This is a genomic window from Arthrobacter sp. NPDC080031, assembly GCF_040702485.1.
Taxonomy (GTDB): domain Bacteria; phylum Actinomycetota; class Actinomycetes; order Actinomycetales; family Micrococcaceae; genus Arthrobacter.
In genome coordinates, this window is sequence record NZ_JBFBLA010000001.1 from 310,276 (window position 1) to 334,163 (window position 23,888).

Below are 23,888 nucleotides of genomic sequence, written 5' to 3' on the forward strand. Positions count from 1 at the left end.
AAATCGAGGTGCGGTCATGAACCATCCAGACCCCCTTCTCCGGCGACCCTCCAAAAGAAGGCGCCGTATGTTTCCCAACTGGTGTTCCGCATTTGTACCGACAAACGGACAGGGGTGAGGGCGGTGTCCATTGGACAGTTGGAGCCTGCTGCCGGCCGGACCCCGGCGGAGTCGACATCGGGGAATTCGCTCCCGGCTGCGTCGATCAGCGTGGTCATTCCCACTTTGAACGAAGCATTGAATTTGCCGTGGGTGCTCAGGCGGATGCCGACGTACGTTGACGAAGTGATAATCGTGGACGGCCGGTCGGAAGACCGCACCGTGGATGTAGCGCGCGCGCTTCGCTTCGACGTCGTCGTGGTGAACGAACTGCATGCCGGCAAGGGCGCCGCCATGCGGGCAGGGTTCGCCGCGGCCACCGGCGACATCATCGTCATGCTCGACGCGGACGGCAGCATGGACCCAAGGGAGATCGGCTGGTTCGTTTCACCCCTGCAGCACGACCACGATTTCGTCAAGGGCTCGCGTTATGTCACCGGCGGCGGTTCCGATGACTTGACTCGTTTGCGTAATCTGGGCAACCGTGCGCTCACAGGATTGGCGAACAAGGCTCTGCACTGCAACTTCTCGGATCTTTGCTACGGGTACATCGCTTTCCGGAGGGAGTGCCTGGAGGTCCTGGAACTAAAGTCCGATGGTTTCGAAATCGAGACCGAACTGGTGTCGCGGGCGGCACGGGCGGGGCTTCGCATTGCTGAGGTGCCAAGCCACGAGCTGTCCCGTATTTCGGGCAACTCGCATCTGCAGACCTTCCGCGACGGGTGGCGCGTCTTGCGCACATTGACCCGTGAGTGCGTCGGATGGGACGCGCCGACGGCGGGGGTACGGCCTGAGGCCCTTCGGCGCGTGAAATACCGGTATCCGGACATGCGGTTTCCCCATGTTCCAACTGACCCTAAGACGGTCCTGGCGATGCTGGCGGACGGCTAATGCCCGGCGGCGGCGCCTGGCCCAGTGTTAGCGTCGTGATCTGTTGCTTCACTGAAGCCCGGTGGGACTTGCTGCTCCGCGGGATCGCATCGGTTCAGTCTCAAACGCTCCGGCCGGATCAGCTTGTTGTCGTCGTCGACCACAACGAGGACCTGTACCGGCGTTTGGGTCTGTACCGGCGGCTGACGGGTGCGCTGCAAGGTGTCGATGTAGTGGAGAATGCGGGCCCCCAAGGGCTTTCCGGGGCTCGCAACACCGGAGTGAAGACGGCAACCAGTGACATTGTGGCCTTCCTTGACGACGACGCCGAAGCCGACCCGGACTGGCTGGCCCGGCTCGTGCTGCTCTATGACGATCCGGACGTGTTGGCGGTCGGGGGCCGGGTTGAACCAGTGTGGGAATCAGGTCGGCCGGCCCACTTTCCCGAAGAGCTTGATTGGATTGTTGGATGCACCTATAAAGGATTGCCCAGAGTCGCGGCGCAGGTGCGCAACGTGATCGGAGCGAACATGTCCTTCCGCTGCGATGTCTTTGAACGGGTCGGCGGGTTCAATTCTTCCCTTGGCCGGCAAGGTGATCGTCCGCTTGGATGCGAGGAGACGGAATTGTGTCTAAGGGCATCAATGGGCTCCCCCGGAACCCGAGTGGTTTACGAACCGGCAGCCGTTGTTCGCCACCATGTGCCTGCGACGCGCGGTACCCTGCGCTACATGTTGTCCAGAGCCTGGTCAGAAGGTGTTTCAAAGGCTCAGGTGACCCGGCTTCTCGGGCGGAGCAAAGTCCTTGGACCGGAACGCCGATATGTCCGCCGAGTCCTGCCGCGCGCGGTTCTGGCCGGGCTACGCGCCTGCGCACGAGACGGCGACCTCGGAGGCCTGGCCAGGGCGGGAGTGATCGTAGCAGTCCTGGCTGTCACCGCAATTGCCTATCTCCAGAGCCTGTGGCAGTCGCCATCGCCCCAGGTGCGCGCACCCGGATCCGTTTTGTACCGGCTCATTCGCGACAACAGTGGAGGCAAGCCCAGTGATTAACCAGCAGATCGCTACGTCAGCGGCAGTTGCCTTTGACGTCCACGGACGCGTCGGAATCCGGGTCGACCAGGGGACTCCAGGTGCGGCGCAGCTACGAGACATGCTTGCCCCGTTCCTCGGCCCTTCGGATTCACAGCTGCAGTTGACCATCAGCGGCGGCGTCTCTCCCGTTCCCTCGCGATCCCATGCCGAAGACGCCTACCGGTATACAGACGGTTCATTGTTCCTCCCTGCGGACCGGGTTCAGGTGACCCGCACGGAAAACGGCTTCATGGTCGAAGGGCCGGGCGAATTGCTGACGGCGGTCGTGCCGCTGCTGGACCATTTGTGCATCAGGCAGGATACAGCGATGGTTCACGCGGCGATGGTGAACTATCAGGGAGCCGGCATCCTGATGCCCGCATGGGGTGGCGTCGGGAAAACAAGTACCGTGGCGAAACTCCTGGCCATGCCCGGCGTCGGTTTCATGGCCGATGACTGGGGGTTCATCACTGCGGAGGGGACCCTCCTGTCCTACGCAAAACCGATGTTCATCAAGCCCCACCACCGGCCCATCTATCCGGACCTGTTCCAAGGAATCCGCAAGCCGCTCGCGCCGGGCTGGCTGACTTCGGCCATCAGCAACGTGGCCACCGCTGTACACCCTGTCATCGTCCGGTATCCACGGACGGCGGCGTTCACGCGGCGGTGGTCACCCGAACACAGAATGGTCCACCCGGCAGACGTATTCGGCCCAGGGAAAATCGTTCCCCAAGCGCCCGCCCGGATCGCAGTCTTCCTAGAACGCTTCGAGGGAGCGGAGGCACGGTTGGAGCGCCGGACAGAAGCCTGGATGGCAGCGCGCATTGTCGGCAACTTTCATTCGGAATTGCCTTTGGTGTCGCGGCGACTCATCGAGGCCTTGGGGGCCACGGGCCTTGTGCCATTGGGCGAGCATTTCTCCGCAAAAACCTCCGTCATCACCCGAGCGTTGCGTGATGTTCCGTGCTTCGTGATGCGCCTTCCCGTGACCTGGTCCGCCGACCGGACCTCTGATTATGTAGCAGGCACCGTCACCTCCATGGTGGACGGCCGGCCGTGAGCAGGAAGGCGGACTCCGGCAGCGTCCTGGACGTGTCGGTCGTGATCCCGGCCCGCAACGCCGCCAACTGGCTCGGCGAATGCTTGAAGTCTGTCTTTGACCAGAACCCCCGCGAGGTGATCGTCATCGACGGATGTTCGCAAGACCCCACCGTGGAAATCGCGCGTTCCTACGGGGCACGCATCATCTCCGACGAGGGCCGGGGACTGCCGGCGGCGCGGATGCTCGGTGCCAGGGCCGCGCACGCCGATCTTGTCGCGCTCATCGATGCTGACGTCGTCTTACCCGCAGGCGTCCTGGCTAAGCTGATTGACGAGTTCAACGCAGGCAGCTTCGATGGCTTGCAGTTCGGACTTGTGAGCGAGCCCGACGGCTCCGGCTACTGGGGAGCCGCCCTTGCCTGGCACCATAACCACAGCAGGGTCCGCTCATGGTTTGGTGTCAGTGCCACGCTCATGCGCCGCAGCGTGCTGCTCGAAGCCGGGTTCGATGAAAGCTTCCGGTCGGGCGAGGACATCGAGCTCAGGATCCGACTCGAGGACAGCGGATACCGCCTCGGCGTCTCCCCCACGACTTTCGTGAGGCACCGGTTCGCTGACACTTTCGGGTACGCCCGCGACCAATGGTTGCAGGACGGGGCAGGCTTGGCGCGCACAATGTACAAGCACTCCGGCCGGGCCGGGTGGCTTGTGCTGCTGCCCTTGCTCGCAACGGTGCGAGGCGTCCTTTTCTCCCTGGTCACGGCCCCCCGGTACCTGCCCTACTGGGCTGGCTTCCTCCTATACAACTACCGGGCTTTCGGCAGCACCTTGTTGCGCCTTCCCAAGCAGGGACTCTCCCTCGGCGGGAACGCCATGTGGCTGGCCGCAGCCCGCATCACGCCAATGGCCGCCGGCCTCCTGTTCTGGGCACTTGCCGCACTCATGATTCCTCCCGATCGTCTCGGGTTGGCCTCTGCAGTGGTCTCCGCGACGATGCTGACGGTGCAGCTAGGAATGCTCGGGGTCGGCCCGGCAACCCTGACCATGTTGCCTGCCCAGACAGACCAAGGCCGGAACCTGATACCGGCAAGCGTCGCGGCCGTGGGCTTTTCGTCACTTCTCACGGGTACGGCGTTGGTCGTCGTGACCTATGTCCTGGGATCCGGCATCGGCACCGCCTGGAAGGATCCTGCCATGAGCGTAGGCTTTTTCGCTGCAGCGCTCCTCGCCTCTGTCGCGTACCAGCTCGACCACATTGCGGTCGCGCAGGCCCGGGCAGATCGTGCATTGACGCGCGGCTTGATGCAAGCCGTGTTCCAGCTCGTCACCTTGGCGGCGTGCCTGTTTGCGGGTTACCGAGCTCCAGCTGCGATCGTCGTCTCCGTGGCCACGGGTGCCTTGGCGAGCGTACTCCTTGGTCTGCACCAGCTCAGACGTACCGAAGCAACTCCGGACTGGACACAGCTGAGTTGGCGTGAGGCGGCGAAAGTCTGGGGCCCGGGTCTGCGCCAGCATGCGCTGATGCTAGCCGACCGCGCACCCGGATACATCCTTCCACTCGTCGTCGCAGCCGCATTGAACACGTCGGCCGCCGCGGCCTGGTACCTCGTCTGGATGCTTGCTTCGGCGATCTTCTTTGTGCCGCAGTCAGCTGGCTACTCGCTTCAAACCGCTATCGCAGCGGACACGTCCGATACCCGCTTCTCCTCGCGTGCGGGCTTGATCCGGCGGGCCCTGAAAATGAGTCTCCTCCTGACCGCCTTCGCCGGTGTGCTGCTGCTGGCGGCCGGCTCCCTGCTTCTGCCTTTATTGGGATCCGGCTACGCGTCGGCGTGGGTGCTGCTTCCTGTCCTCGTCCCGGCCCTGATGCTCACCTGCGTCACCCAGGTATATTACGGTGTGGCCCGTTCCACCGGACGTTTGGCCGAGTCGACCGTGCTCGCGATTGCGGCGTGCGTCCTCTCTTTGGTGCCGGCTCCCGCGGTCGCCCAACGCTACGGCCTCGTCGGGGTTTCCGTGCTCTGGCTGGCCTCCCAGCTGGCCACGGCAGTGGTCGCCGCCGCGAGGCTGCATCGCTTCTCGCAAGAGCGCCGCCTTGCCCCGGCCAAACACAAACTCGAGAGCACGTCCGGGTCACGTGCACATGGTGTGCCTGCTCCGTGATGGCCGTACAAACCGCTTGGAGTGTCTCCACCCCCCGCTTGCACCGATCCGACGTCGGTGTGGTCCCTTTCGGCACGACAGGCAGGAAACGCCCCCGGCCCGCCCGGCATCGGGCCAACCGGGGTGGCCCACGGGTTCCAGGGGCCCTCCTGGTGATGGCGGTGACCGCCCTGATCCTGGGGGTGTGGGCGCTCAAAACCGTGAACGTACAGGACATTGGCGGAGCCGGCCTTATCCAGGTCCTGCCCGTCGCCTATTTCTTTGCCCTGGGCCTGAGCCTGGCCGGTTTCGTCGGGTCCCTCGGTCTCAAGGTTCTTCGCCCGTGGTTGCTGGTCATTCAGCTTCTGGTTTTGATCGTCATTCTGCACGGCGCCGACCCGATTATTCACGGCTTGCCTCGCTTGGAAGCCAGCTACCGCCACTTGGGCATCACCGGTTACATCACGCAGTCCGGAGGGCTAAACCGGAAGCTCGACGCATATTTCAACTGGCCCGGGTTTTTCGGACTACTGGCGATGCTCTCGAATACCACCGGAGTCCACGATCTGACCTGGGCCGCTACGTGGGCGCCGGTCGGCGTCAACGTCCTGCTCCTGCCCGCCCTGCTTGCCCTGGCTCTGCGCCTTACCTCCAGCCCGAGGCAAGCGTGGGCGGGCGTGTGGATGTTCTATCTGGCCAGCTGGGTGGGGCAGGATTACCTATCTCCGCAGGCCTGCGCCTTGCTGCTGCTGCTGACCCTGATCGCCTGTGTTTTGACAGTCTTCACCGGCTGGCCGCGGAAGCCTGCGGGCAAACTCGCTACTCGGCTCAGGAATCTTGCGCGTCGACTCGAACCCGGGAAATCACCGCCGACTCCCGCCGGACTACCGCGGTCGGCCTTCATCATATTGGCCGCGGTGTGCGTAGTGCTCTTGGCTGGGATGACGGTCGCCCATCAACTCACTCCATTCGCCGCTATCCCTATCCTGGCGCTGCTCGCCCTGAGCGGTAGGTGCCGGCTGCGGTTCCTGCCGGTTCTGGCTTTCCTGCTTCCGGTCTGCTGGCTGGTTCTGGCCGCCACCCCTTTCCTCGTTGGCCACCTGCACACTCTCTTCGGGTCCATCGGCAACATCAACGCCGCCGCTTCCGCCTCGTTGCTCAACAGGGTGGGCGGTAACCCGGGCCACCAGTTCATCGTCTACTCCCGGCTCGCGGAGGGAGCCGTGGTTTGGGTCCTTGCGGGACTGGGTAGCCTCCGGGGACGACGGCTGCGGACGCGGTGGCTAGCTGCTGCCATGGGGACCGTGGCACCTTTCGTCATGTTCCCCCTCCAGTCGTACGGCGGCGAGCTGCTGCTCCGGATATACCTTTTCAGCCTGCCGTTCGCCGCCTGCCTTGTGGTGCTTCCGTTCCTTCCGCGTGGTCCCAGTCCGCCCGGATTGCGCCAGCTGGCCGCACTCCTGCTGCTCGGATCAGTCATCGCCACGGGCACAGTCGCCACCCGGTATGGCAATGACGCCATCGAGAATTTCACTCCCGACGAGATCGCCCTGGTCAACCGGCTTTACGCCGCCGCGCCCCACGGCTCGGTCCTCATCGAGGCAGTTCACGACACCGCCTGGCGGTACGAGAACTACGCCGGCTACCGGTACGAGACCCTCCTCCAAGCGGAGCCGGCACGCCCTGGCGATCCGCAGCCCGGCTGCGCATCGATAACCCAGCTCATCCCGTCCACAGGCGCCTACCTGATAGTCACCACAAGCCAGGTCGCCGCCGCCGACGTTCTCAACACGGGGCCGAGCGAAGGCTTGCAACATTTCATCGACAGGTGCGCCCTTCAAGGGGGCTGGTCAATGGAGTACCGCAACGCCGGCGGAGTGATCTACCACCTGCAGGGAGCACCGAATGGCATCTGAGCAAAGGGCCGCCGGCATCATCGGCACCATCGTGGCCGCCGTCGCACTGGCTTCGATTCCCCTGTCCTTTACAGGCCCGGAGGCTCTTCGCCTTGCCGTCATAGGACCGTTCCTTCTCGCCGGCCCGGGAACAGCGCTCATCCTGCTCCTGAAACCCGCCCGGCTCCGAAAAGGAACCGGATTCGAGGTGACCCCCTTGGCCGTGGCGATAGCGGTGAGCTTCAGCCTTGCCTCGGCAATCCTGCTCTCGACGGCCATGCTTTACTCCGGGTTCTGGCATCCGTCGGTGGCTGTGTCCCTCCTGGCCGTGCTCACTCTGGGCCTCCTCGCTGCCGTGGACCGACGGTCCCGGCGAAGGGAACCGGCGCCGTAACGATGGAGTGGGAAGTACGCCTACGCTTTCGCCCAGATTGCCACCCACGCCACCTGCAGGTGCCCAGCTGTTGCGGGTGCGGGGCAGCCGGTCAGGCAGGATTCGGTCTGGAGGATGTAATGCATCGGCTTGTCGGGGATACCAACAGTGTTGACACCGATCGAGACGCCATCGAGGAAGAACTCAACGCGCCCGGGCGTCCATTCGGTTGTCGCGGTGTGCCATGCCGTGAACCGTGCACCCGTCCGGTTTTGATGGAAGGTGTTCTTGTCCGGCCGGGCCTCATGGACGGCACCGTAAAAGGACTTGGACAGATCACCTTCGGGATAATCGATCTCTCCGTCACGAGGCCACACTCCGCTATCGGGCCACAGCAGCCACGCCGTCTTGAACCCCTCCAATGCTTCGGACCTGAACCGCACCGAATACCGCCCGTACAGCAAACTGTCGTAGGGGCGCCCGTTGGCCGGAAGCAGCTTCGGCGAGGGTGCAGCACCCATCGAGACCCCCTTCTCGGTGTGCAGGTACATGTCGAGCATCCCGTCCTTGACGCTGAGCACCTTCGATGGGTAGTAACCAGACCTGCCACCGCTTTGCTGACCGTCGGTGTCCGGTGTTCCGTCAACGTAGTTCACACTCCACTTGGCGCTATATGCGGGCCCGGGGAAACTCCCAAGCGGGACATCTCCTTCGCTGAAATCTTCGGTGAATACCTGCCGCCACCCGGGCAGGTCACCCACGGGCATCTGTCCGCTGGCCGGGGACTGCTCCGCTGCGCCCGCCGTCGAAGTTCCGGCAGTCCCGCTGGCACCGGGGGAAGCGAGACGGGGTGGTCCGTCAATGACACACCCGGAGAAGACCAGCGACAAGGAAGCGGCGAGCACGATCGTCATTCCCGCACGCTGGACAGTCCTGAAACTCTTGCCGTTTTGCCCTTCCTCCACGCGCATGGGAGACAGTGTGGCGGCAAACACATGTCGAAACAAGGGCCGGCCCGCTCGATCGTCCGGGTCCGGAGCCGCTGCATCGACGGCCTCGGCTGCGGATTCACAGGGAACCCGGAGCCGGGAACCATGGCCCTGTTGGACTTAGTGTGCAAGGGTGTCCGGACCGGGATGCCAGCCAGGCCCCCTGCCCGAGGTCGGAAGGAACTTGGAGGAGGCGCGATCAGATGGACCTGAAAAAGAAATCCGGCAGGAAGCTCCTGTGTCACGACGGTCGGCAACGCCGCCGGCCACGCACGGAGCACGTCGTGCTGGCAGTCACGCTCTTGCTGGTCATTACGGCTTGCCAAGGCCCCTCGGCCGGCGAAACACCGCCTCCCGATCCGAGCACCACAATCAGCGGCTCCTCTCCGTCCCCGACGTCGGGCTCGTCACCCACCAACAGCCCCGCGCCCACGGCAGCAGCCGGGAAGATCGGGCACGTCTTCGTGATCAATCTGGAAAACCAGAGCTACAACAAGACCTGGGGTCCGGATTCGCCAGCCCCCTACCTCTCCCAAACTCTGCGTAGCCAGGGTGTCCTCCTGACCCAGTACTACGGCGTCGCCCATCATTCCAACCCCAACTACCTGGCCCAGATCTCCGGACAGGCATCCAACCCGATGACGCGCAATGATTGCACGACCTACGCCCCGTTCATCCAAACCGGAACCGCGGACCCTGGCCAGGTGCTCGGATCGGGCTGCGTCTACCCCGCTTCAGTCCCGACGATCGCCGGGCAACTTAGCGACGCCGGGAAAACCTGGAAGGGGTACATGGAAGATATGGGCAGGGCGTGCCGGCACCCGAACCCCGGCGCGAAGGACGATTCCCAGAACGCCAAAATCGATGACCAGTACGCCACCCGCCACAATCCCTTCGTCTATTTCACCAGCATCACTTCATCCCCCGGCTGCCAAAACAACGTGGTGGACTATTCCAACCTCGCGAAGGACCTGCAGGCTGCCGCCACCACACCGAACCTGGCGTACATCAGCCCCAATCTCTGCCACGACGGTCACGACAGCCCCTGTGTTGACGGGCAACCCGGCGGGCTGGAGAGCGCTGATGCCTGGCTCAAGGAGCAAGTCCCCGCCATCCTCAACTCACCGGCCTACCGTCAGGACGGTTTGCTCGTCATCACCTTCGACGAGGCGGACGGTAACGCAACCGGCCCCTCGGGCCTGCCGGGAGGAACAGCCGGAGGCCTTATCGGAGCCCTTGTGCTGTCTCCGTTCAGCAGTCCGGGCACGAGCACTGCAACGATGTACAACCACTACAGCCTTCTCGCCACCATGGAGGACATTTTCTCAGTCCCCCGTCTCGGATATGCCGGAGCGCCTGGACTGCGGAGCTTCGGGCGGGACGTGTTCAACGCTCAACTTTGACCCTTGCGGAGAAGCTGCACCGGCCGGTAGGGCAATCTTGGATTTGGTAACGCAACTGTAACCGTCCCCATGGTGCCATTGGTTCTGGACGGCATTGCCGGGTGCCTGGGCCGGGGACCGTTGCATCAACCCTCGCCACAGGCAGATCAAGTCCGGCTTCATTCCCGACGGAGAAGCCGGGTATCGACCGTAGCTTGGAGGACGGAACAATGAAACGACTGTACCGGCTGGGACTCTCCGGAATGCTCGGTCTCGCTTTGGGTGCCGGCGCGGCACTGGTTGCCGGACCCGCCGAAGCAGCGTCGGTCTCCTGTCAGCCGGCAACCGCGGCACCTACCGACAGCTTCCCCGGAAACACAGTGGTGGCCGACAACTTCGAATCCGAGTCATTGTCTTCCTACGGCGTTGTCACCCAAGGGACCGGCACCGCCGCGGTCAGCTCCACCCTGGCCCACGACGGCGCGTGCTCGGCCTACCTCCATGCAACGATTGACTCCGGTTCGATCTCGAATATGTCAGTGCCTCTTCCGGCAGGGGCCACCCACGCCTACGCCGCCGGCTGGTTCAACATCACCACCGCCGGCGTGGCGGGCAACGACGTCCCCTACTTCCGCTTCTTCTCCGGTGCGACCCGGATCATGGACATCTTCCGCTACAACAGCACCGCCAACTTCGTGCTGAGAGTCACTGCGCCCGACGGAACGTTCACCTACACAACCATGGTCTCCACCGTTGCCCTCAACAGCTGGCACCACATCGCCATCGACGTCCATGCCAACGGAAGCGCCACGGCGGCCCAGGTCTGGTTCGATGACAAGTCCGTCTATTCCTCCACCACCCTCAACGTCGCGGCGACGTCACTAAGTAGTGTGATGCTGGGCTCCGAACACCCGACACAGCAGGCCGACATCTACGTCGACGATCTCATCGTCAAGAACCAACCGGCGTCTTCGTCGTATTCCTTCACCGACGTGACCTCAAGCTACCCCTTCTACAACGAAATTACCTGGGCCGCCGATGCTGGGATCACCACCGGCTGGGTCATGCCCGACAATAGCCGCCAGTTCCGGCCCCTGGAGTCCATCAGCCGCGAAGCGATGGCAGCCTTCATCTACCGCTATATGGGCAGCCCGGCCTACACCCCGCCGGCAACGCCCAAGTTCCCCGATGTTCCCACGAACAGTCCCTTCTACAAAGAAGTGTCCTGGCTGGCTGCCCAAGGCATTACCACCGGCTATAACGACGGCCCCAACGGGACAGCGACCTTCCATCCCCAAGGCACAGTCAACCGCGACGCCATGGCGGCCTTTATCTATCGCCTGAACGGAAGCCCCGCGGTCTCCGCAACCAGTAACTTCAAAGACGTGCCTTCCAACTACCCCTTCTACAAAGAGATCAGCTGGCTCGCCAGCAACAACATCACCACCGGCTGGGCCCTCCCCGACGGAACCACGGAATTCCGGCCGCTCGCCCCGGTTGCCCGCGACGCCACGGCGGCCTTCCTCTACCGCACCAATGCCAAATACCCCAGGCCCTGAGCACGGCGGCGAGTGAATGAGGGACTGACGGCCAGCGCCGTCAGTCCCTCATTCACTTGTCGCCGTCCTCGTACCCGCCGTGGTTTTAGCCTGCCCTGCAGTCAGTCTTTCCGCTCAAGGAACTCCCGTACGCGGGCGCGGGCCGGCTCGCGGTCGTAACTGTTCACGAGGGCGGCTGCCATGCGCACAGGGTCACCGAAGAAGAAGTACTCATAGAGGGCCTGGCGCCCGGCGAACGCGGAAATGCTGGCATCGAAAGCGAGCTTGAAGAGGCGCACGCGCTCCGGCCCGGTCAGCGTCTTCGCCTGCAGGTACAGCTCGATATCCGGCAATGCCTCACTGGCCACGTCCGCTTCGCCCGGCAGGGCCATGAGACCGGATGCCGAGAACTTCCTGATGATTGCCGGGAATCGCTGGGCAACTTTGGGGTACCAGTTGCGTGCCGCGTTCAGTGTGGGCCAATGCGGCAGGAAGACGCCATCCGGGCTTGGTGCCGCCTGGGCTTCCGCCGCCACCATGAGGGCCTTGCCGATTTCAACGGTTTCGATCAACTCCGCAAGGTCTTCCTGGATGTGCTGGAAACCGTCAATCCCGATCGACGCCGCAATTTCCGAGGCAAGGCCCAGGAAGAACTCGCTCTTGGCGATGGTCCGTGTCACCACTTGGTGGGTCATGAGGGCCCCGGCGCCGGTCTCGGAGTAGAAGGCATTGCACAGTTCAGGATGGCCGAGCATGAAGATGCGTTCGTTGGGAACGAACACGTGGTCGAAAACGACGACGGCGTCCATCTCCTCGAAGCGGCTCGCGAGCGGTTCGTCGTGGGTGCTTCCGCCGTTGTAGAGCGAGGTCCGGCACAGGTAGCGCATGCCGGGCGCATCGTTCGGGAGGGCGAACGCGTAGGAATAGGGAGCATCTTCCGGCGTCGAGCGCAGGAGCGTCGAGGGGAACACGAGGAGCTCGTCCGCGATCGGCGCGATCGTGGCGAGCATGCGCGCACCGTGGACCACGATGCCGTCCTCGCGTTCCTCCACGACCCTCGCCGAGAGTTGGCCGCCGAGCTGTTCGGAACCTGACACCGAACGGTTGACCTGCGGCGGGATCAGCGTGTGCGTAGCCAGGAGATCGTTCTCCCGGCAATGCTCGTAGTATTTGCGGATGTTTTCGCCAAACATCGGATCGGCCTGGGCAAACCACTTTTCCGCGGCCGCGAGCGCCGTGAGGGCGCCGTTCATGTAGTCGCCCGTCCGGCCCAGGAATCCAAGGGAGTACTCAGCCCAGGTGCGGATGGCCGCATGCCGATGTTCGAGGTCTTCTTTGCTGCGCGGCATCAGGAACGAGGCACTCACCCGGTCACCGGTCGTCGGGGACTCGTAGGTGAGGGCATCCGCATACTTCGGGTCATGCTGCATGTCGAAGAGCTTCGCGTACGTGCGGGCCACATTCCTGAAGGACGGGTGGTCGGCGATCTTCTCGGTGACCATTTCGCCGTCGATCAGGACGTGGGGGTTCATCGAGTTGAGCTTGTCCAGGTACTGCTGTCCGGTCCGGATTCCCATGGTTGTCTCCAATGATGGTTGAGCTGAAACGGCCTTGCGTGGTGGATGCGACGTCGACGGGCGCGGCGGCAACTACAGTAGATCCTCCATTCCCAATTGGCTTTCCGGGATGGTAGTGAAAGAGCTGTTTGCGAAGGCGAGCGCGTCACCGCTGCGGTAGTTGAAGTCCACCACTTCACCCAGATAGAGCGTGTGGTCTCCGCCGTCGTAGGCTGCCCACGGCGTGCATTCGAAGTAGGCGAGGACGCTGGATAGCCGCGGCGCGGTGTCTCCTTCCACCCACCGTGGCTCGGGCCCGGGACGGCCCGCGAAATGCAGGGCGAGCTGCTTTTGTTCAGCACCCAGGATATTGACGCTGAACGGCCTCCCGGCGAGCTCGTCGTGGGCTTTGGTGTTGCGGGCGATACTGACCAGGACCAGGGGTGGTTGCATGGACACTGAGGTGAAGGAATTCACGGTGATGCCATGCCGCTTGGTGGCGCCGTCGAACGTCACGATGGCGACGCCTGTGGCGAAGCGGCCCAGGCTGCCGCGGAAATGATGTGCCCGCGGCCGCGACGTGCGGCCAGGGGATCCCGGCTCCGCATTCTGGCTGGACTTGGCAATCATCGTCGATTCCTGGCTGGAGATTGTTCTATAGGTGACTTTGTTCTATATTTGAACAACAAATTCTCATACAGAACCATAGTCTTTTGTGTGCTGCAGCACAAGACGGAGGGCCGGCCGCGTTAGGCCCCAACATAGGATGGAGCGCATGATGTCTTCCAGCGCTGCGAAAAGCCTGCAGGAAACGACGGCGACGGTCTCGCCGTCGCAGACCCTCTCCCGCGGAATCCAGGCCTTGGAAATCATGGCGGCTGCCGAGCGCCCCTTGACTATTGCGGAACTCGCCGGCGCCCTGGGCGTCCATCGCTCGGTGGCCTACCGTATCCTCCGCACGCTGGAGGATCACTCCCTGCTGGTACGCGACGACGCCGGACGCGTTCAACCCGGTCCTGGCCTTGCGGTGCTGGCCCGGGGCGTCTCCCGGGACCTCCAGACGGCCGCCCTCCCGGAGCTGACCCAGCTTGCGAACACCTTGAACATGACGGCCTTCGTAGCAGTCTGGGACCATCATGACTGCGTCACGCTGGTCACGGTGGAGCCCCGCCACTCAGCCGCGACGTTGGCACAGCATCCCGGCACGCGCCACCCCGTGAACACCGGGGCACCTGGAATCGCGATCCAGTCCACCATGAGCGAGGATGAGTGGGCCACCCGCGCTCCGGGCCTGCCGTATCGCCCGGAAGCGGCGGAAGCGCGCCGGCTCGGCTATGCGGCAAGCCACGACGAAGTCATCGCAGGCTTGTCATCTTTGGCCGCCCCCATCCAGGTGCCGGGCGGCCGGCCTGCGGCGATCGCCGTCGTCTACATCCGCCGCGACCAGGACCAGGCCGCCGTCGGCGAAGCACTGGCAGCGAGCGCGGCACGCATAGAGTCCCAGCTGGCATAAAAACGGCCCGTAAGTGAGCGAGCGTCGTTAGTGTCGGATGCTTGGCCTGCGCCGGAGGACCAGTCCTGCGATGATGCCGAGCACCAGAAGCGCGCCCGAAGCAGCCGAGGACACCACGAAAGCGGCGGCGGGACCCTGGGTTTGGGCCAGCTGGCCGGCAAGATAGGCGCCCAACGCCGTACCCGCCACGATGCCGCTCGCCAGGGCCGTCATGACCGTTGCCATGCGTCCGGCCGGTGCCACGACTCCCCCGATGCTGAAGACCGTCACCATAACGGGTCCTACGGGAATCCCGAGCACCAAGAGAACGATGACCATCGGCCAGATCCCTGCCGGAAGGAACAACAGAAGAGAGAATACCGTCATCGCGGCCGCCGCGAGCATCCAACGGATGGCCAGCCGAAAGCGCTGCGGCCAATAGGCAACAGACAGCGCAGCGACGGCGGAGCTCAGGCCCATGACGGAATACATCAGCCCCGCGATTTCCGCCGTGGCGAACTGGGCGGAGAAAGCGCTCAACGCATTTTGCGTTGCACCGAAGAACGTCCCCATGCAAACCATGGCCAGCACCGGAACAGCGACCTTCAGCCAGGCCACGGAACGGACCCTCGACTTCTGCTTCGCGGGGACGCTCCCGACGCCGGCACCCGCCTTGCGCTTTGCCGGCACCACAGCCAATTGTGAAGGATGCACGGCGAAAGCCGGCACGAGCGTGGCAGTAAGGACGGCCGCCAAAGCCAGCGGAAGCCAAGGGGCTACGAGGCTCGCGAGAATCCCGACCAGCGCAGGACCGAGGACGAAAGTGACTTCGTCCGCGGTTCCCTCGTAGGACAACGCGGTATCAAGGTCGGCCCGGCTGGACGCCACGCTTCCAGGACCGGCGGCATTCCCGCCGGCTCCAGGCTTCGAATTCCGGGTGTTCAGGTTCAGGGTAGTCAGAGCCATCCAACGGACACGGGCCATGGGCCCCACCTGCGGGCAACTCGCTCCGGCAAGGAAAGCCGTCACCAAAATGGCTATCGCATCCGTGGAGGTGTTGAAATCGGGTGTCAGGTACGCGGCAACGAGCAATGCGATGACCGTCGCGGCGTTGAGAGCGGCGGCTATCAGCAGGACAGGGCGCTGTCCTGAGCGGTCAGCGAGCGAGCCGAGCACAGGTGCGCCCAAGGCCGATCCGATGCCGACGGCTCCGGCGGCCAGGCCGCCGATGGCGTAGGAATGGCTGACGGCCGTGACAAGGGTGAGGGTGCCGACGGTCAGCATGGCGAGGGGCAGCCTCGCGAAGAGTCCCAGCGGCAGGAAGTTGCGGCCGGCGAGCTCGGGCAGGCGGGCGAAGCGGCCAGGCAGGCGCGAGCGGCGGGGCGCGGCTTTCGGGGACGCGGCCGCTTGGGGCGCAGCAGGAAATGAAGGGGCAGCCTGGGGCGCGGTATCCGCCGCGGAGTTCTGTGGGGAGGAGTTCATGATTCCGGGTTCGCTCAATGATGCGCATCGTCCCTCCTCCCGATGCGCGCGACCCGGTGTAACCCTCCAAGTCTACCGGACGGGCCGCCCTAGGCTGCCGCGGAGTCGACAATTCGCACAGTGGAGCCGTTCCGGTTCTTGATTACCTGCAGCTGGCTGCTGATTCTCTGTTTCATCTCGGCAACGTGGCTGACCAGCCCCACTACCCTGCCGCCGTCGCGCAGTCCCTCCAGTGCATCCATGACCTGCTCGAGGGATTGCTCGTCAAGGCTCCCGAAGCCCTCATCGACGAACAAGGTTTCGATGTCTACACCGCCGGCCTCCTGCTGCACCACATCGGCGAGCCCCAAGGCCAACGCGAGCGACGCCATGAACGATTCCCCGCCGGACAGTGTGGCGGTGTCCCGCCGCTGTCCTGTCCACTCATCCACGACCTCCAGGCCCAGACCCGATTTCGCGCCCCTGGCCGCCTTGGCGTCCGTGTGCTGCAGGGTATACCTGCCATCGCTCATGGCGATAAGCCGCTCCGACGCCGCTGCCGCGACTTGTTCGAGGCGGGCGGCCAGCACGTAGCTGTTGAGGCTCATTTTGTAACTGTTATCGCCTGCACCTCTGGCGGTTTCGGCGAGCTCGCTGAGTACCCGGGCAAGTTCGCGGGGGCCGCGCCCCGAGGCCGCGGCTTCTTCGTACTGCGAGCGGACCGCGGCCAGGCTGGCTACCGTCCTGGCAGCGAGTCCCGCGGCAAGATCGAGGCGGCGGCCCGTTCCTTCCGCCTGTCCGGCCTCCTGTTCGAGGGCAGCAAGCTCGACGGCGGTCAGGGGCACCTCTCCGATCTGCCTTTCCTTGGCAGCGAGCACGAGATCCTCGGACTCGAAGAGTTCTGCGAGACGGGCGCTCTCGGTCTCTGCGGCCCTGATGGTTTCATCGAGCCGGGCGGCGTGCTGCTCGTCGAGAATCTCGAGCCGCGCGGCCTCCGCAGTGTCGAACCCATGCGCCGAAAGGGCACGGTCCAAGGCTGTGGATGCGTCATCCAAAGCCTCCCGGGCCCGGTCAAACTGCTCGCCTGCAGCCACAGCGGACTGCAGGAGTTCGCGTTGCCCGCGCAGGGCCTCAATCCGGCCGCGCAGTGTGTCGAAGCCATCACGCAGCCCGCAAAGCAAGGTCTCCAGGGACTCACGTTGTTCCCCCAGCAGGACCTTGATGGACCCGGCCTGCGCCGCGGCGGTGTCCTCCTGGAGTTGTTCTTCCTCCAAGCGGGCAATGCTCTCCGTCGCGCGGGCAAGGTCTGCCTCTCGCTGTTTGAGCCGGTCGGCGGCGGAACGCGCCGCGGCCAGGGCGTCTTTGGCCAAGGCCTCCGACAAAGCGGCTTGTGTGGGATCGATGTCTCCACCTTGGGCAGCGAGCACGGCAACTTCCTGCTCGGCGGACGCCAGCTCCCCTGCCGCTTGGAGAAGTTCATTCTCGCTCTCGTCATAGCGTTCGCGGGCGGATTGCTCTTCCTCGGCAAGGGCCAACGCGGTCAGACCGGCCGGCGCCGGGGAAGGGTGCTCGGCGCTCCCGCAGACAGGGCATGCTTCGCCGTCGTGCAGCTTTGCGGCGAGTTCGGCGGCGGCATTGGCCAGCCGGGATTCGCGGAGATCCAGCCAGAGTTGTCGGAGGTCCTGGGAAAGCGCCCGGGCAAACGCGTGGCGCTTCACTGCCGCGGACTGGGAATCAAGGGCGCCTGCGTAACGGGCTACGGTCTTGACGGCGTTCTGGGCTGCTGCAACTTCGCTTTCCCGCAGGGGCAGCTCCGAAGCGGCTACTTCGACCGGGCCCAGCTCGCGTTCCAACGCAACCGCCTCCGAACGGAGCCCGGCCAACACAAGGGACCGCGCCGCTTTGGCGGACTCCCGCTGCCTCGCGCCGAGCTCGAGCGCATCAAGTCTGGCGGTGATGTCCTCGAGCTTTTGTTCGTCCCCGACCCTGGCCTCCACGACGGCCATCGTCTCTTGAATGCCGGCCAGCGACGTACCGGGGTCGCTCGCATCAAGGGAGGCGGCACGCAGCTTCGCCGTCGCCGACTCCGCCTTCGAGCCCGCCAGGTCGAGGGCCTTCGCGGCGCGGTCCACGGCGTCCAGTTGTCCGCCGAGGACGGCGGCTTTCCGGTGGCGTTCAAGTCGCTCGCGGAATTCCTGCACTTCTGCCTCGCGGGCGGAGAGGGCATCGCGCCGGAGCGTGGCGGCGTCGAGCTTCGCATGCCGGTGAACCCGCTCCCTGGCAGAGTTGAGCTTGTCTGCGGTCTGAAGCCGGACGGCATCGGCAGAGCCGGCAGCGCGCTGCCGCTCGAGAGATTCAGCCCGGGCACGGGCCTCGAAGTTCCCGAGCCGAAGTTCAGGCGTGGACCCACTGGATCCGGAGTCATCAGGATCCAGGTCAACGGGCTCTTCGATCCCGAGTTGCGCGTACTCTGCCTCCGCCCGCTGCACGAGCAGCTGAAGACCGTTCTGGTTGTCCTGAACTTTTGCGCGTGCGGCGTTTGCTTGGAGTACCAGCTGCTGCTCGATCGCTTCAAAACGCTGGGTTCCGAAGAGCTTCTGCAGAAGATCCAGCCGGTCGGAAGCCTTGGAACGCAGGAAAGCCGCGAAGTCTCCCTGCGGGAGCATGACCACCCGGGTGAACTGGTCCCGGTCCATCCCCAGGACGTCACCGATTTCCATGCCGGCTTCGTCGTTGCGGGAGGTCTTTTCTTCCCACGAGCCATCGATCCGTTCGCGCAGAAGGGTTTTGGCCTGCTGGGTGGTGAAGCCCTTGCGCCCACGGGCACTTGGCCTGTCCCACGCCGGGGAGCGGGTGACCTCGAAGTGTCTGCCTCGCGCCGAAAATTCGCAGACAACCCGCGGCTCTGCTGCCGGTTCCGCGTGGTCGCTCCGCAAGCGTTTGCCGTCCTGGCGGGCGCCCGGCACGGAGCCATACAGTGCAAAGCAGATAGCGTCGAGCACACTCGTCTTTCCCGCGCCGGTGGCACCGTTCAAGAGGAACAGTCCCTGGGCCCCCAGGTGGTCGAAATCAATCGATTGAACCCCGGCAAACGGCCCGAAAGCCTCAATTTCAAGGCGGTGGATTCTCACAGCTCCGCTCCTTCCAGCCGGACCGTTTCCAAGGCTTCCCGAAGCGCGGAAAGTTCAGCTTCGTCAGCAGGCCTTCCCCTCACATGGTCAAGGAAGCCGCAGCAAACACCGAGATCGTCCTCGGCCTCGGCAAGCCTGCTGCTGTAGCTCGCTTTGGCCTTTCCCGCGACGTCCTCAGGGTCAAAGCCCAGCACGAGCGTGTCCGGGAACCGGGCACGCAGCTGTTCCATGGCCTGCGCCGGCCGCACGGAGTCCGTGAGGGTGACTTGGCAATACGCGGTCTCGGCCCAGGAATATTCCGCCGATTCCAAAAGCCCGGCGAGCTTCCCGCGGAGAATCGCCAGTTCCCGTGGTGCTTTCCAGAGAATTTCCCCGACGCTCTCAACACCGTCGACGCCGACGTCGATCAACCACGCACCCTTCCGATGCTTGGCCTCGGAGAACGAGTATGCGAGCGGCGAACCCGAATAGCGGACGTGCTCCGAGAGTCCCTGGCGCCCGTGCAGATGCCCAAGGGCCGTGTAGCCGAAGCCATCGAAGAGATCCAGGGGCACCGCCCCCAAACCGCCGATGCTCAAATCGCGTTCGCTGTCCGAAGTGATGCCGCCGCTCGCGAAAGTATGTGCCAGCACAATGGAGTGCACCGGTCCTGTCTCGCTTCTGCGGGCAATGTCCTCACGGATGAGCTGCACCGCGGCCTGGGTGACGTCAAAGTGACTTGCAGTTTGTGTCCCGAGCCGTTCGGCGACCAGCCTCGGTTCAAGGTACGGAATGCCGTACACGGCAAGCACCGGGGCCCCCTCCCCGGCTGCGTGGTGTTTGCTGTCCAGGTGGTTGCTGTCCAGGTGGTTGCTGTCCAATGGAAAAAGGACCGGGGAATCGAGATCGTCTACCCGGGTCCGCAGGTGGACTCCCCCGCGCTCCAGCAGGCGTGAAGCGAAACCAAGGCGGATCGCGGAATCGTGGTTGCCGCTGGTCAGCACCACCTTGGCACCGGCGTCCGTGATCCGCACGAGGGCGTCGTCGAGCAGCTTAACGACATCCAGGCCCGGCAGGGCACGGTCATAGACGTCCCCCGCAATCAGGACGACGTCCACCGACTGTTCCCGGACGACCGCGAGCAATTGCTCAATGAAGTCGCGCTGGGCGTCGAGCATCCCGACCCCATGGAACGAGCGTCCCAGATGCCAATCCGAAGTGTGCAAAAGCCTCATGTTTTCAAGCTAGCCGGAGGCCCGGACATTATTGGGGCGGCGCGGCGGCACCGGCCGTAACAGGGCCCTCCGGGCGGCTGAATTTCCTGCCTCAGCCCCGCTTGCCGTCGAAGAAGTCGCGGGCAGGGTCGACGTCGGGCTTTTCTTCGGCGGGAGCCGCGGCGGGCGCCGCAGCGGGCGTGGAAATCTCGGCCGCGCGTTCCTGGGCAGCCGCTTCGGCCTCGTCGTCGGACTTTTCGTCCCAGCGGTCGGCCGGCAGCGGTTCTTCGACGTCTGCCACGGCTGCCGGAGTGGACTCCCCGAAACCGCGGAAGATGAGGCCTGCGATCGCCGCGCCCACGAGCGGTGCGACCCAGAAGAGCCAGAGCTGCTCCACTGCCCAGCTGGAGCTGAAAATGGCGGAAGCGGTGGCACGGGCCGGGTTGAAGGCAAGGTTGCCGGTTGATTGGCCCAGCTGCAGCAGGACTGCGACCGTCAGGCCGACGGCGAACGGTGCCGCGATCTTGCTGGGATTGCGCCGGGCAGTGACGCCCAGGAAGACCCCCACCAGGAGCGCTGCGCCAAGGACCTCAATGAGCATCACGCCGGTCACGGGAACCTGGAAGGGGGAATGCGCACCGAAACCCGACGTTGAGGTTTCAAAGACGGCTCGGCTATCCGGGATATTTGGCACAGTCCGGACGACGGCGAAGAGCGCCAAAGCGCCCAAGAGGCCGCCCACAATCTGGGCCCCGAGGTATGCGGCTCCGTCCACGAGCTTCATCCGGCCGGCAACCAAGTGGCCGACCGTGATGGCCGGGTTGAAGTGGCCGCCCGACAAATAGCCGAAGGCAAGCATCGCAGCAGTAACGCTCAGGCCGCTGGCCAGCGACGCCGGCATCGGAACCGCCTGGGGGTTGATGAAGATCAGCACGCCCAAGCCAATAACCACAAGGAACAGCGTCCCCAGAGCTTCAGCGGATGCCCGGGCAAGGAGCCGGGTGCCGCGGGAGGATGGAACGGACACAGTCGTGGTCATGTCGAATGATTCCTTAGTTCGAAGTTCGGGTGGTCTTTTGCGGAGGAGAACGCTCCACGCGCGGCAACGAGCCATGTTGCGGACCGCGCATTTGCCCTGCTGGCATCCTGTCAGCCGAGTCTGGACGCTTCCTGAATCCGAGCCTAGCCGCCCAACGCGATTGCGGCGACCGCAGCGCAGGCGAGCGCGATAATGGACAAGGCGCTTGCAAGCATCAAGACAGCCGACGCTTTCTCCGTGCCGTGGTGCAGCTGATGGGACCGGACCCAGGCGACGCAGCCCAGGACGATCGTCGCTGCGGCGGCCGTCAGGGCGCAGATTCCCTGGTAGTCGAGTCCCGGTATCCCGGTGGGAAGCTGCCCCGCGCCGGACTTGGCCGTCAACCATCTGCGCCAGATGAAGAGATCCACCACCAGAAGCGAAATCAGGGTCCGGCGCCAAGCGAGCGTGGTGCGCTCAGGTTGCAGGCCCGGATCCCTGGAGTCAACGGTCAACGCGCCACCAGGATCAGCACGGCAAAGGTGAAGGCCGCCACGGCAACCACAATGGTCATCAGCAGCATGACGCGTGAGAACGGCAGGGCTTGGTCGTTGCGCATCGCCGCCTCCATCTGCGCCCACCGGCGGTAGGCAAGCGTCGCGAGGCCCGCTCCGATCATGGAGAGCACAACGCACAAGACGATGCGTACGGGCTGGGGCGCGATGTTCGGGGCAAGCTGGTCGATGGCGACGGCACCAGCCAGCAGCGCCAACGAGGTACGGATCCATGCAAGGAAGGTCCGCTCGTTTGCGAGGGAGAATCTGTAGTCCGGGGTCTTTCCGGTTTTCCGCCACGCGGGTTCACGCATCACTGCCTCCTGGTTCACGAGCCACCGTATCAGCGGGGATGTGAAGACCGACCAAGCGGTCACGGTAAATTACCACTATGAGTGCTGAACCGTCCCCCGCCGCCGCGCCATCCTTCGAGTCCCGGGTGTACGGCTGCCTGCTGGGAGGCGCCTTGGGCGATTCGCTCGGCTACGCCGTGGAGTTCGACGACGTAGCCACCATCCGTTCCCGCTTCGGCGCGGCGGGCCTCACCTCTTTTGGCCAGCTCGACGGCGGCAGCCATTTTTCCGACGACACCCAGATGACGCTGTACACCGTTGACGGCCTCGTGGAAGCCCTCGAGTGGGCCAATGACGGCGTAGCGGCGGATGAAACCGCATGCCTTTGGTTGGCTTACCTGCGATGGCTCGCCACCCAAGGTGTGGCCTTGCCGTCGTCGGCCCCCGTTCCCCCACCGCGGTGGATCGACGGGCAGGAGGTACTCCGGCACCGCAGGCATCCGGGCAAAGCGTGCCTGAGCGGGCTCGCCACGGGACAGATGGGGACGAAGTTCCGCCCTGTCAATCCGGATTCGAAGGGCTGCGGCACGGTGATGCGGTCCGCGCCATTTGGCCTGGTCCCCCATATTTCCGAAGCCACGGTCTACAAGCTGAGCACCGATGCCGCATCCTTGACCCACGGGCACCCTTCGGCGCTGCAAAGTGCAGGTGCCTTCAGCGTGCTGGTGCACCAACTGAGCGCGGGCGCGGATGTACGGGCTGCGGCCGAGCATGCGTTGAGGCTGGTGTCAGCGCTGCCGGATCCAGCTCCCGAGCTCCTGGAACGCCTCCGCCAGGCGCTGGAACTCTCTTCCGCCGGCACCTTGCTCAGCCCCGAGGAACTCACTGAGCACCTGGGCGAAGGCTGGGTCGCAGAGGAGGCACTCGCCGTCGGGCTCTATGCAGTGCTGGCAACCGCCGCGGCAGCGCCCACGCAGCGTGATCCGGCAGCCCATTTCCGCCAGGCGATAGCGGTGGCACTAAACCACAGCGGCGACAGCGACTCCACCGCGTCGATCGCGGGCAATATCCTCGGTGCACTGCACGGCGAAGCGGTCCTGCCCTCTGACTGGCTTGAAGCCCTTGAAGCTCCTGACGTCATCCGCGGGATGGCGCAGCGGCTTATCGCCGTCACCGCGGGCTAGCAGGCAAGCGGCTCAAAGCCTGCGAAGCGCGATGTTGTTGCATGCTTCGCAGACGTCCTCGGGGATGAACCCGCGCCGCTGCAGTACGCCGAAAATCGCGCAGCCGAGGCAGAATCCTACAAACGACTCAAGCGACGCGGCCACAATCAGCAAGGCGAGCAGGATCCACGCACCCAGCGCGAAGCCGGCGAAGAACAGGACCACGGCCGCCGTGCTGAGCGCCGCACCGATTCCCTGTGCGAAGCGCTTGGGCGGACCCGGGACCAGTTTGGCAGGGCCGACCCGGGGAGCCAGCACCTTGACGGACAACAAGGCAAACGGCGAGATCCGCGGCCCAAAGAGTACCCGCAACCAGAAACCGGCAGCAATCAGCACGAGTCCCCACCCAAGGCCGCTCACCAGGGTGGCCACCGCCGCCAAAACCACGAGGCCGGCCGTGATCCTCGCGGCGTACTCGTTGACTGGGTTGGGGAAAGCGAAGGCGGCGCGCCAACCGGCGGCCGCGGGAGCCGGCGTCCCTGCGGTGGGCCGCGCGGTGTCGGGCTGATTTCCCTGTGTCATGGCTCAAGGCTAGGAGCGCGGGCAAGCTACGGGAAGCTTTGTT

The 23,888-nt window shown here is 64.6% G+C and carries 20 protein-coding genes; 10 read left to right on the plus strand and 10 right to left on the minus strand.

The annotated features are described in order from the left end of the window. Positions 1 to 123 precede the first annotated feature (123 nt). The 6 genes from AB0323_RS01430 to AB0323_RS01455 all read left to right on the plus strand — a co-directional run bounded on the left by AB0323_RS01430 (position 124) and on the right by AB0323_RS01455 (position 7,514). Positions 124 to 990 (plus strand): glycosyltransferase family 2 protein, encoded by an 867-nt coding sequence (locus AB0323_RS01430; protein WP_366175796.1) that lies wholly within the window; start codon positions 124 to 126, stop codon positions 988 to 990. Beyond that, the gene (locus AB0323_RS01435; RefSeq protein WP_366175797.1) at positions 990 to 2,021 is read left to right on the plus strand and encodes a glycosyltransferase family 2 protein; all 1,032 of its coding nucleotides are present in this window, start codon (positions 990 to 992) and stop codon (positions 2,019 to 2,021) included. Before AB0323_RS01430 ends, AB0323_RS01435 begins: the two co-directional genes overlap by 1 nt. Next, positions 2,014 to 3,102 carry a hypothetical protein gene (locus AB0323_RS01440; protein ID WP_366175798.1) on the plus strand — a complete coding sequence of 363 codons (1,089 nt, stop codon included), beginning with the start codon at positions 2,014 to 2,016 and terminating at the stop codon, positions 3,100 to 3,102. The genes AB0323_RS01435 and AB0323_RS01440 overlap by 8 nt, the downstream gene beginning before the upstream one ends. Further along, a complete protein-coding gene (locus AB0323_RS01445; RefSeq protein ID WP_366175799.1) occupies positions 3,099 to 5,246 on the plus strand; it encodes a glycosyltransferase in 2,148 nt (715 codons plus the stop codon). The genes AB0323_RS01440 and AB0323_RS01445 overlap by 4 nt, the downstream gene beginning before the upstream one ends. Positions 5,247 to 5,401: 155 nt before the next feature. Then, entirely contained in the window at positions 5,402 to 7,141 is a 1,740-nt protein-coding gene (locus AB0323_RS01450) for a hypothetical protein (RefSeq protein ID WP_366175873.1), read from the plus strand. Further along, positions 7,131 to 7,514, plus strand: coding sequence for a hypothetical protein (locus AB0323_RS01455; RefSeq protein WP_366175800.1), 384 nt, complete (start codon positions 7,131 to 7,133; stop codon positions 7,512 to 7,514). Before AB0323_RS01450 ends, AB0323_RS01455 begins: the two co-directional genes overlap by 11 nt. Before the next feature lie 20 nt (positions 7,515 to 7,534). Here the strand turns inward: AB0323_RS01455 and AB0323_RS01460 are convergent, their stop codons facing one another. Next, complete coding sequence (locus AB0323_RS01460; RefSeq protein WP_366175801.1) at positions 7,535 to 8,464, minus strand: glycoside hydrolase family 16 protein; 930 nt, start codon at positions 8,462 to 8,464, stop codon at positions 7,535 to 7,537. A 221-nt stretch (positions 8,465 to 8,685) separates the two neighbouring features. Here AB0323_RS01460 and AB0323_RS01465 point away from each other — a divergent pair, with 221 nt between their 5' ends. Next, on the plus strand, positions 8,686 to 9,885 hold the full coding sequence (locus tag AB0323_RS01465) for an alkaline phosphatase family protein (RefSeq protein WP_366175802.1): 1,200 nt from the start codon (positions 8,686 to 8,688) through the stop codon (positions 9,883 to 9,885). Positions 9,886 to 10,094: 209 nt separating this feature from the next. After that, positions 10,095 to 11,423 (plus strand): S-layer homology domain-containing protein, encoded by a 1,329-nt coding sequence (locus AB0323_RS01470; RefSeq protein WP_366175803.1) that lies wholly within the window; start codon positions 10,095 to 10,097, stop codon positions 11,421 to 11,423. Positions 11,424 to 11,524: 101 nt separating this feature from the next. Here AB0323_RS01470 and hpaB read toward each other — a convergent pair whose 3' ends face one another. Next, a complete protein-coding gene (hpaB, locus tag AB0323_RS01475) occupies positions 11,525 to 12,979 on the minus strand; it encodes a 4-hydroxyphenylacetate 3-monooxygenase, oxygenase component (RefSeq protein WP_366175804.1) in 1,455 nt (484 codons plus the stop codon). Positions 12,980 to 13,051: 72 nt separating this feature from the next. Continuing rightward, positions 13,052 to 13,588 carry a flavin reductase family protein gene (locus AB0323_RS01480; protein WP_366175805.1) on the minus strand — a complete coding sequence of 179 codons (537 nt, stop codon included), beginning with the start codon at positions 13,586 to 13,588 and terminating at the stop codon, positions 13,052 to 13,054. Between the two features lie 148 nt (positions 13,589 to 13,736). Between AB0323_RS01480 and AB0323_RS01485 the strand changes: the two genes are divergently transcribed. Beyond that, the gene (locus tag AB0323_RS01485) at positions 13,737 to 14,471 is read left to right on the plus strand and encodes a helix-turn-helix domain-containing protein (RefSeq protein ID WP_366175874.1); all 735 of its coding nucleotides are present in this window, start codon (positions 13,737 to 13,739) and stop codon (positions 14,469 to 14,471) included. Between the two features lie 27 nt (positions 14,472 to 14,498). Here the strand turns inward: AB0323_RS01485 and AB0323_RS01490 are convergent, their stop codons facing one another. The 6 genes from AB0323_RS01490 to AB0323_RS01515 form a co-directional block, all read right to left on the minus strand. Beyond that, entirely contained in the window at positions 14,499 to 15,932 is a 1,434-nt protein-coding gene (locus AB0323_RS01490) for an MFS transporter (protein WP_366175806.1), read from the minus strand. Between the two features lie 89 nt (positions 15,933 to 16,021). Continuing rightward, a complete protein-coding gene (locus AB0323_RS01495; protein WP_366175807.1) occupies positions 16,022 to 19,042 on the minus strand; it encodes an SMC family ATPase in 3,021 nt (1,006 codons plus the stop codon). Beyond that, positions 19,039 to 20,256 (minus strand): exonuclease SbcCD subunit D, encoded by a 1,218-nt coding sequence (locus tag AB0323_RS01500; protein WP_366175808.1) that lies wholly within the window; start codon positions 20,254 to 20,256, stop codon positions 19,039 to 19,041. The genes AB0323_RS01495 and AB0323_RS01500 overlap by 4 nt, the downstream gene beginning before the upstream one ends. Before the next feature lie 91 nt (positions 20,257 to 20,347). Then, on the minus strand, positions 20,348 to 21,274 hold the full coding sequence (locus AB0323_RS01505) for an aquaporin (RefSeq protein ID WP_366175809.1): 927 nt from the start codon (positions 21,272 to 21,274) through the stop codon (positions 20,348 to 20,350). A 143-nt stretch (positions 21,275 to 21,417) separates the two neighbouring features. Next, positions 21,418 to 21,768 carry a DUF202 domain-containing protein gene (locus tag AB0323_RS01510; protein WP_366175810.1) on the minus strand — a complete coding sequence of 117 codons (351 nt, stop codon included), beginning with the start codon at positions 21,766 to 21,768 and terminating at the stop codon, positions 21,418 to 21,420. After that, a complete protein-coding gene (locus tag AB0323_RS01515) occupies positions 21,765 to 22,121 on the minus strand; it encodes a DUF202 domain-containing protein (RefSeq protein ID WP_059387628.1) in 357 nt (118 codons plus the stop codon). Before AB0323_RS01515 ends, AB0323_RS01510 begins: the two co-directional genes overlap by 4 nt. Before the next feature lie 77 nt (positions 22,122 to 22,198). On the opposite strand from AB0323_RS01515, the gene AB0323_RS01520 reads away from it, so the two are divergent. Continuing rightward, complete coding sequence (locus AB0323_RS01520) at positions 22,199 to 23,284, plus strand: ADP-ribosylglycohydrolase family protein (protein WP_366175811.1); 1,086 nt, start codon at positions 22,199 to 22,201, stop codon at positions 23,282 to 23,284. A gap of 12 nt (positions 23,285 to 23,296) precedes the next feature. Here AB0323_RS01520 and AB0323_RS01525 read toward each other — a convergent pair whose 3' ends face one another. Beyond that, complete coding sequence (locus AB0323_RS01525) at positions 23,297 to 23,845, minus strand: DUF4395 domain-containing protein (protein WP_366175812.1); 549 nt, start codon at positions 23,843 to 23,845, stop codon at positions 23,297 to 23,299. Between the last annotated feature and the right edge of the window lie 43 nt (positions 23,846 to 23,888).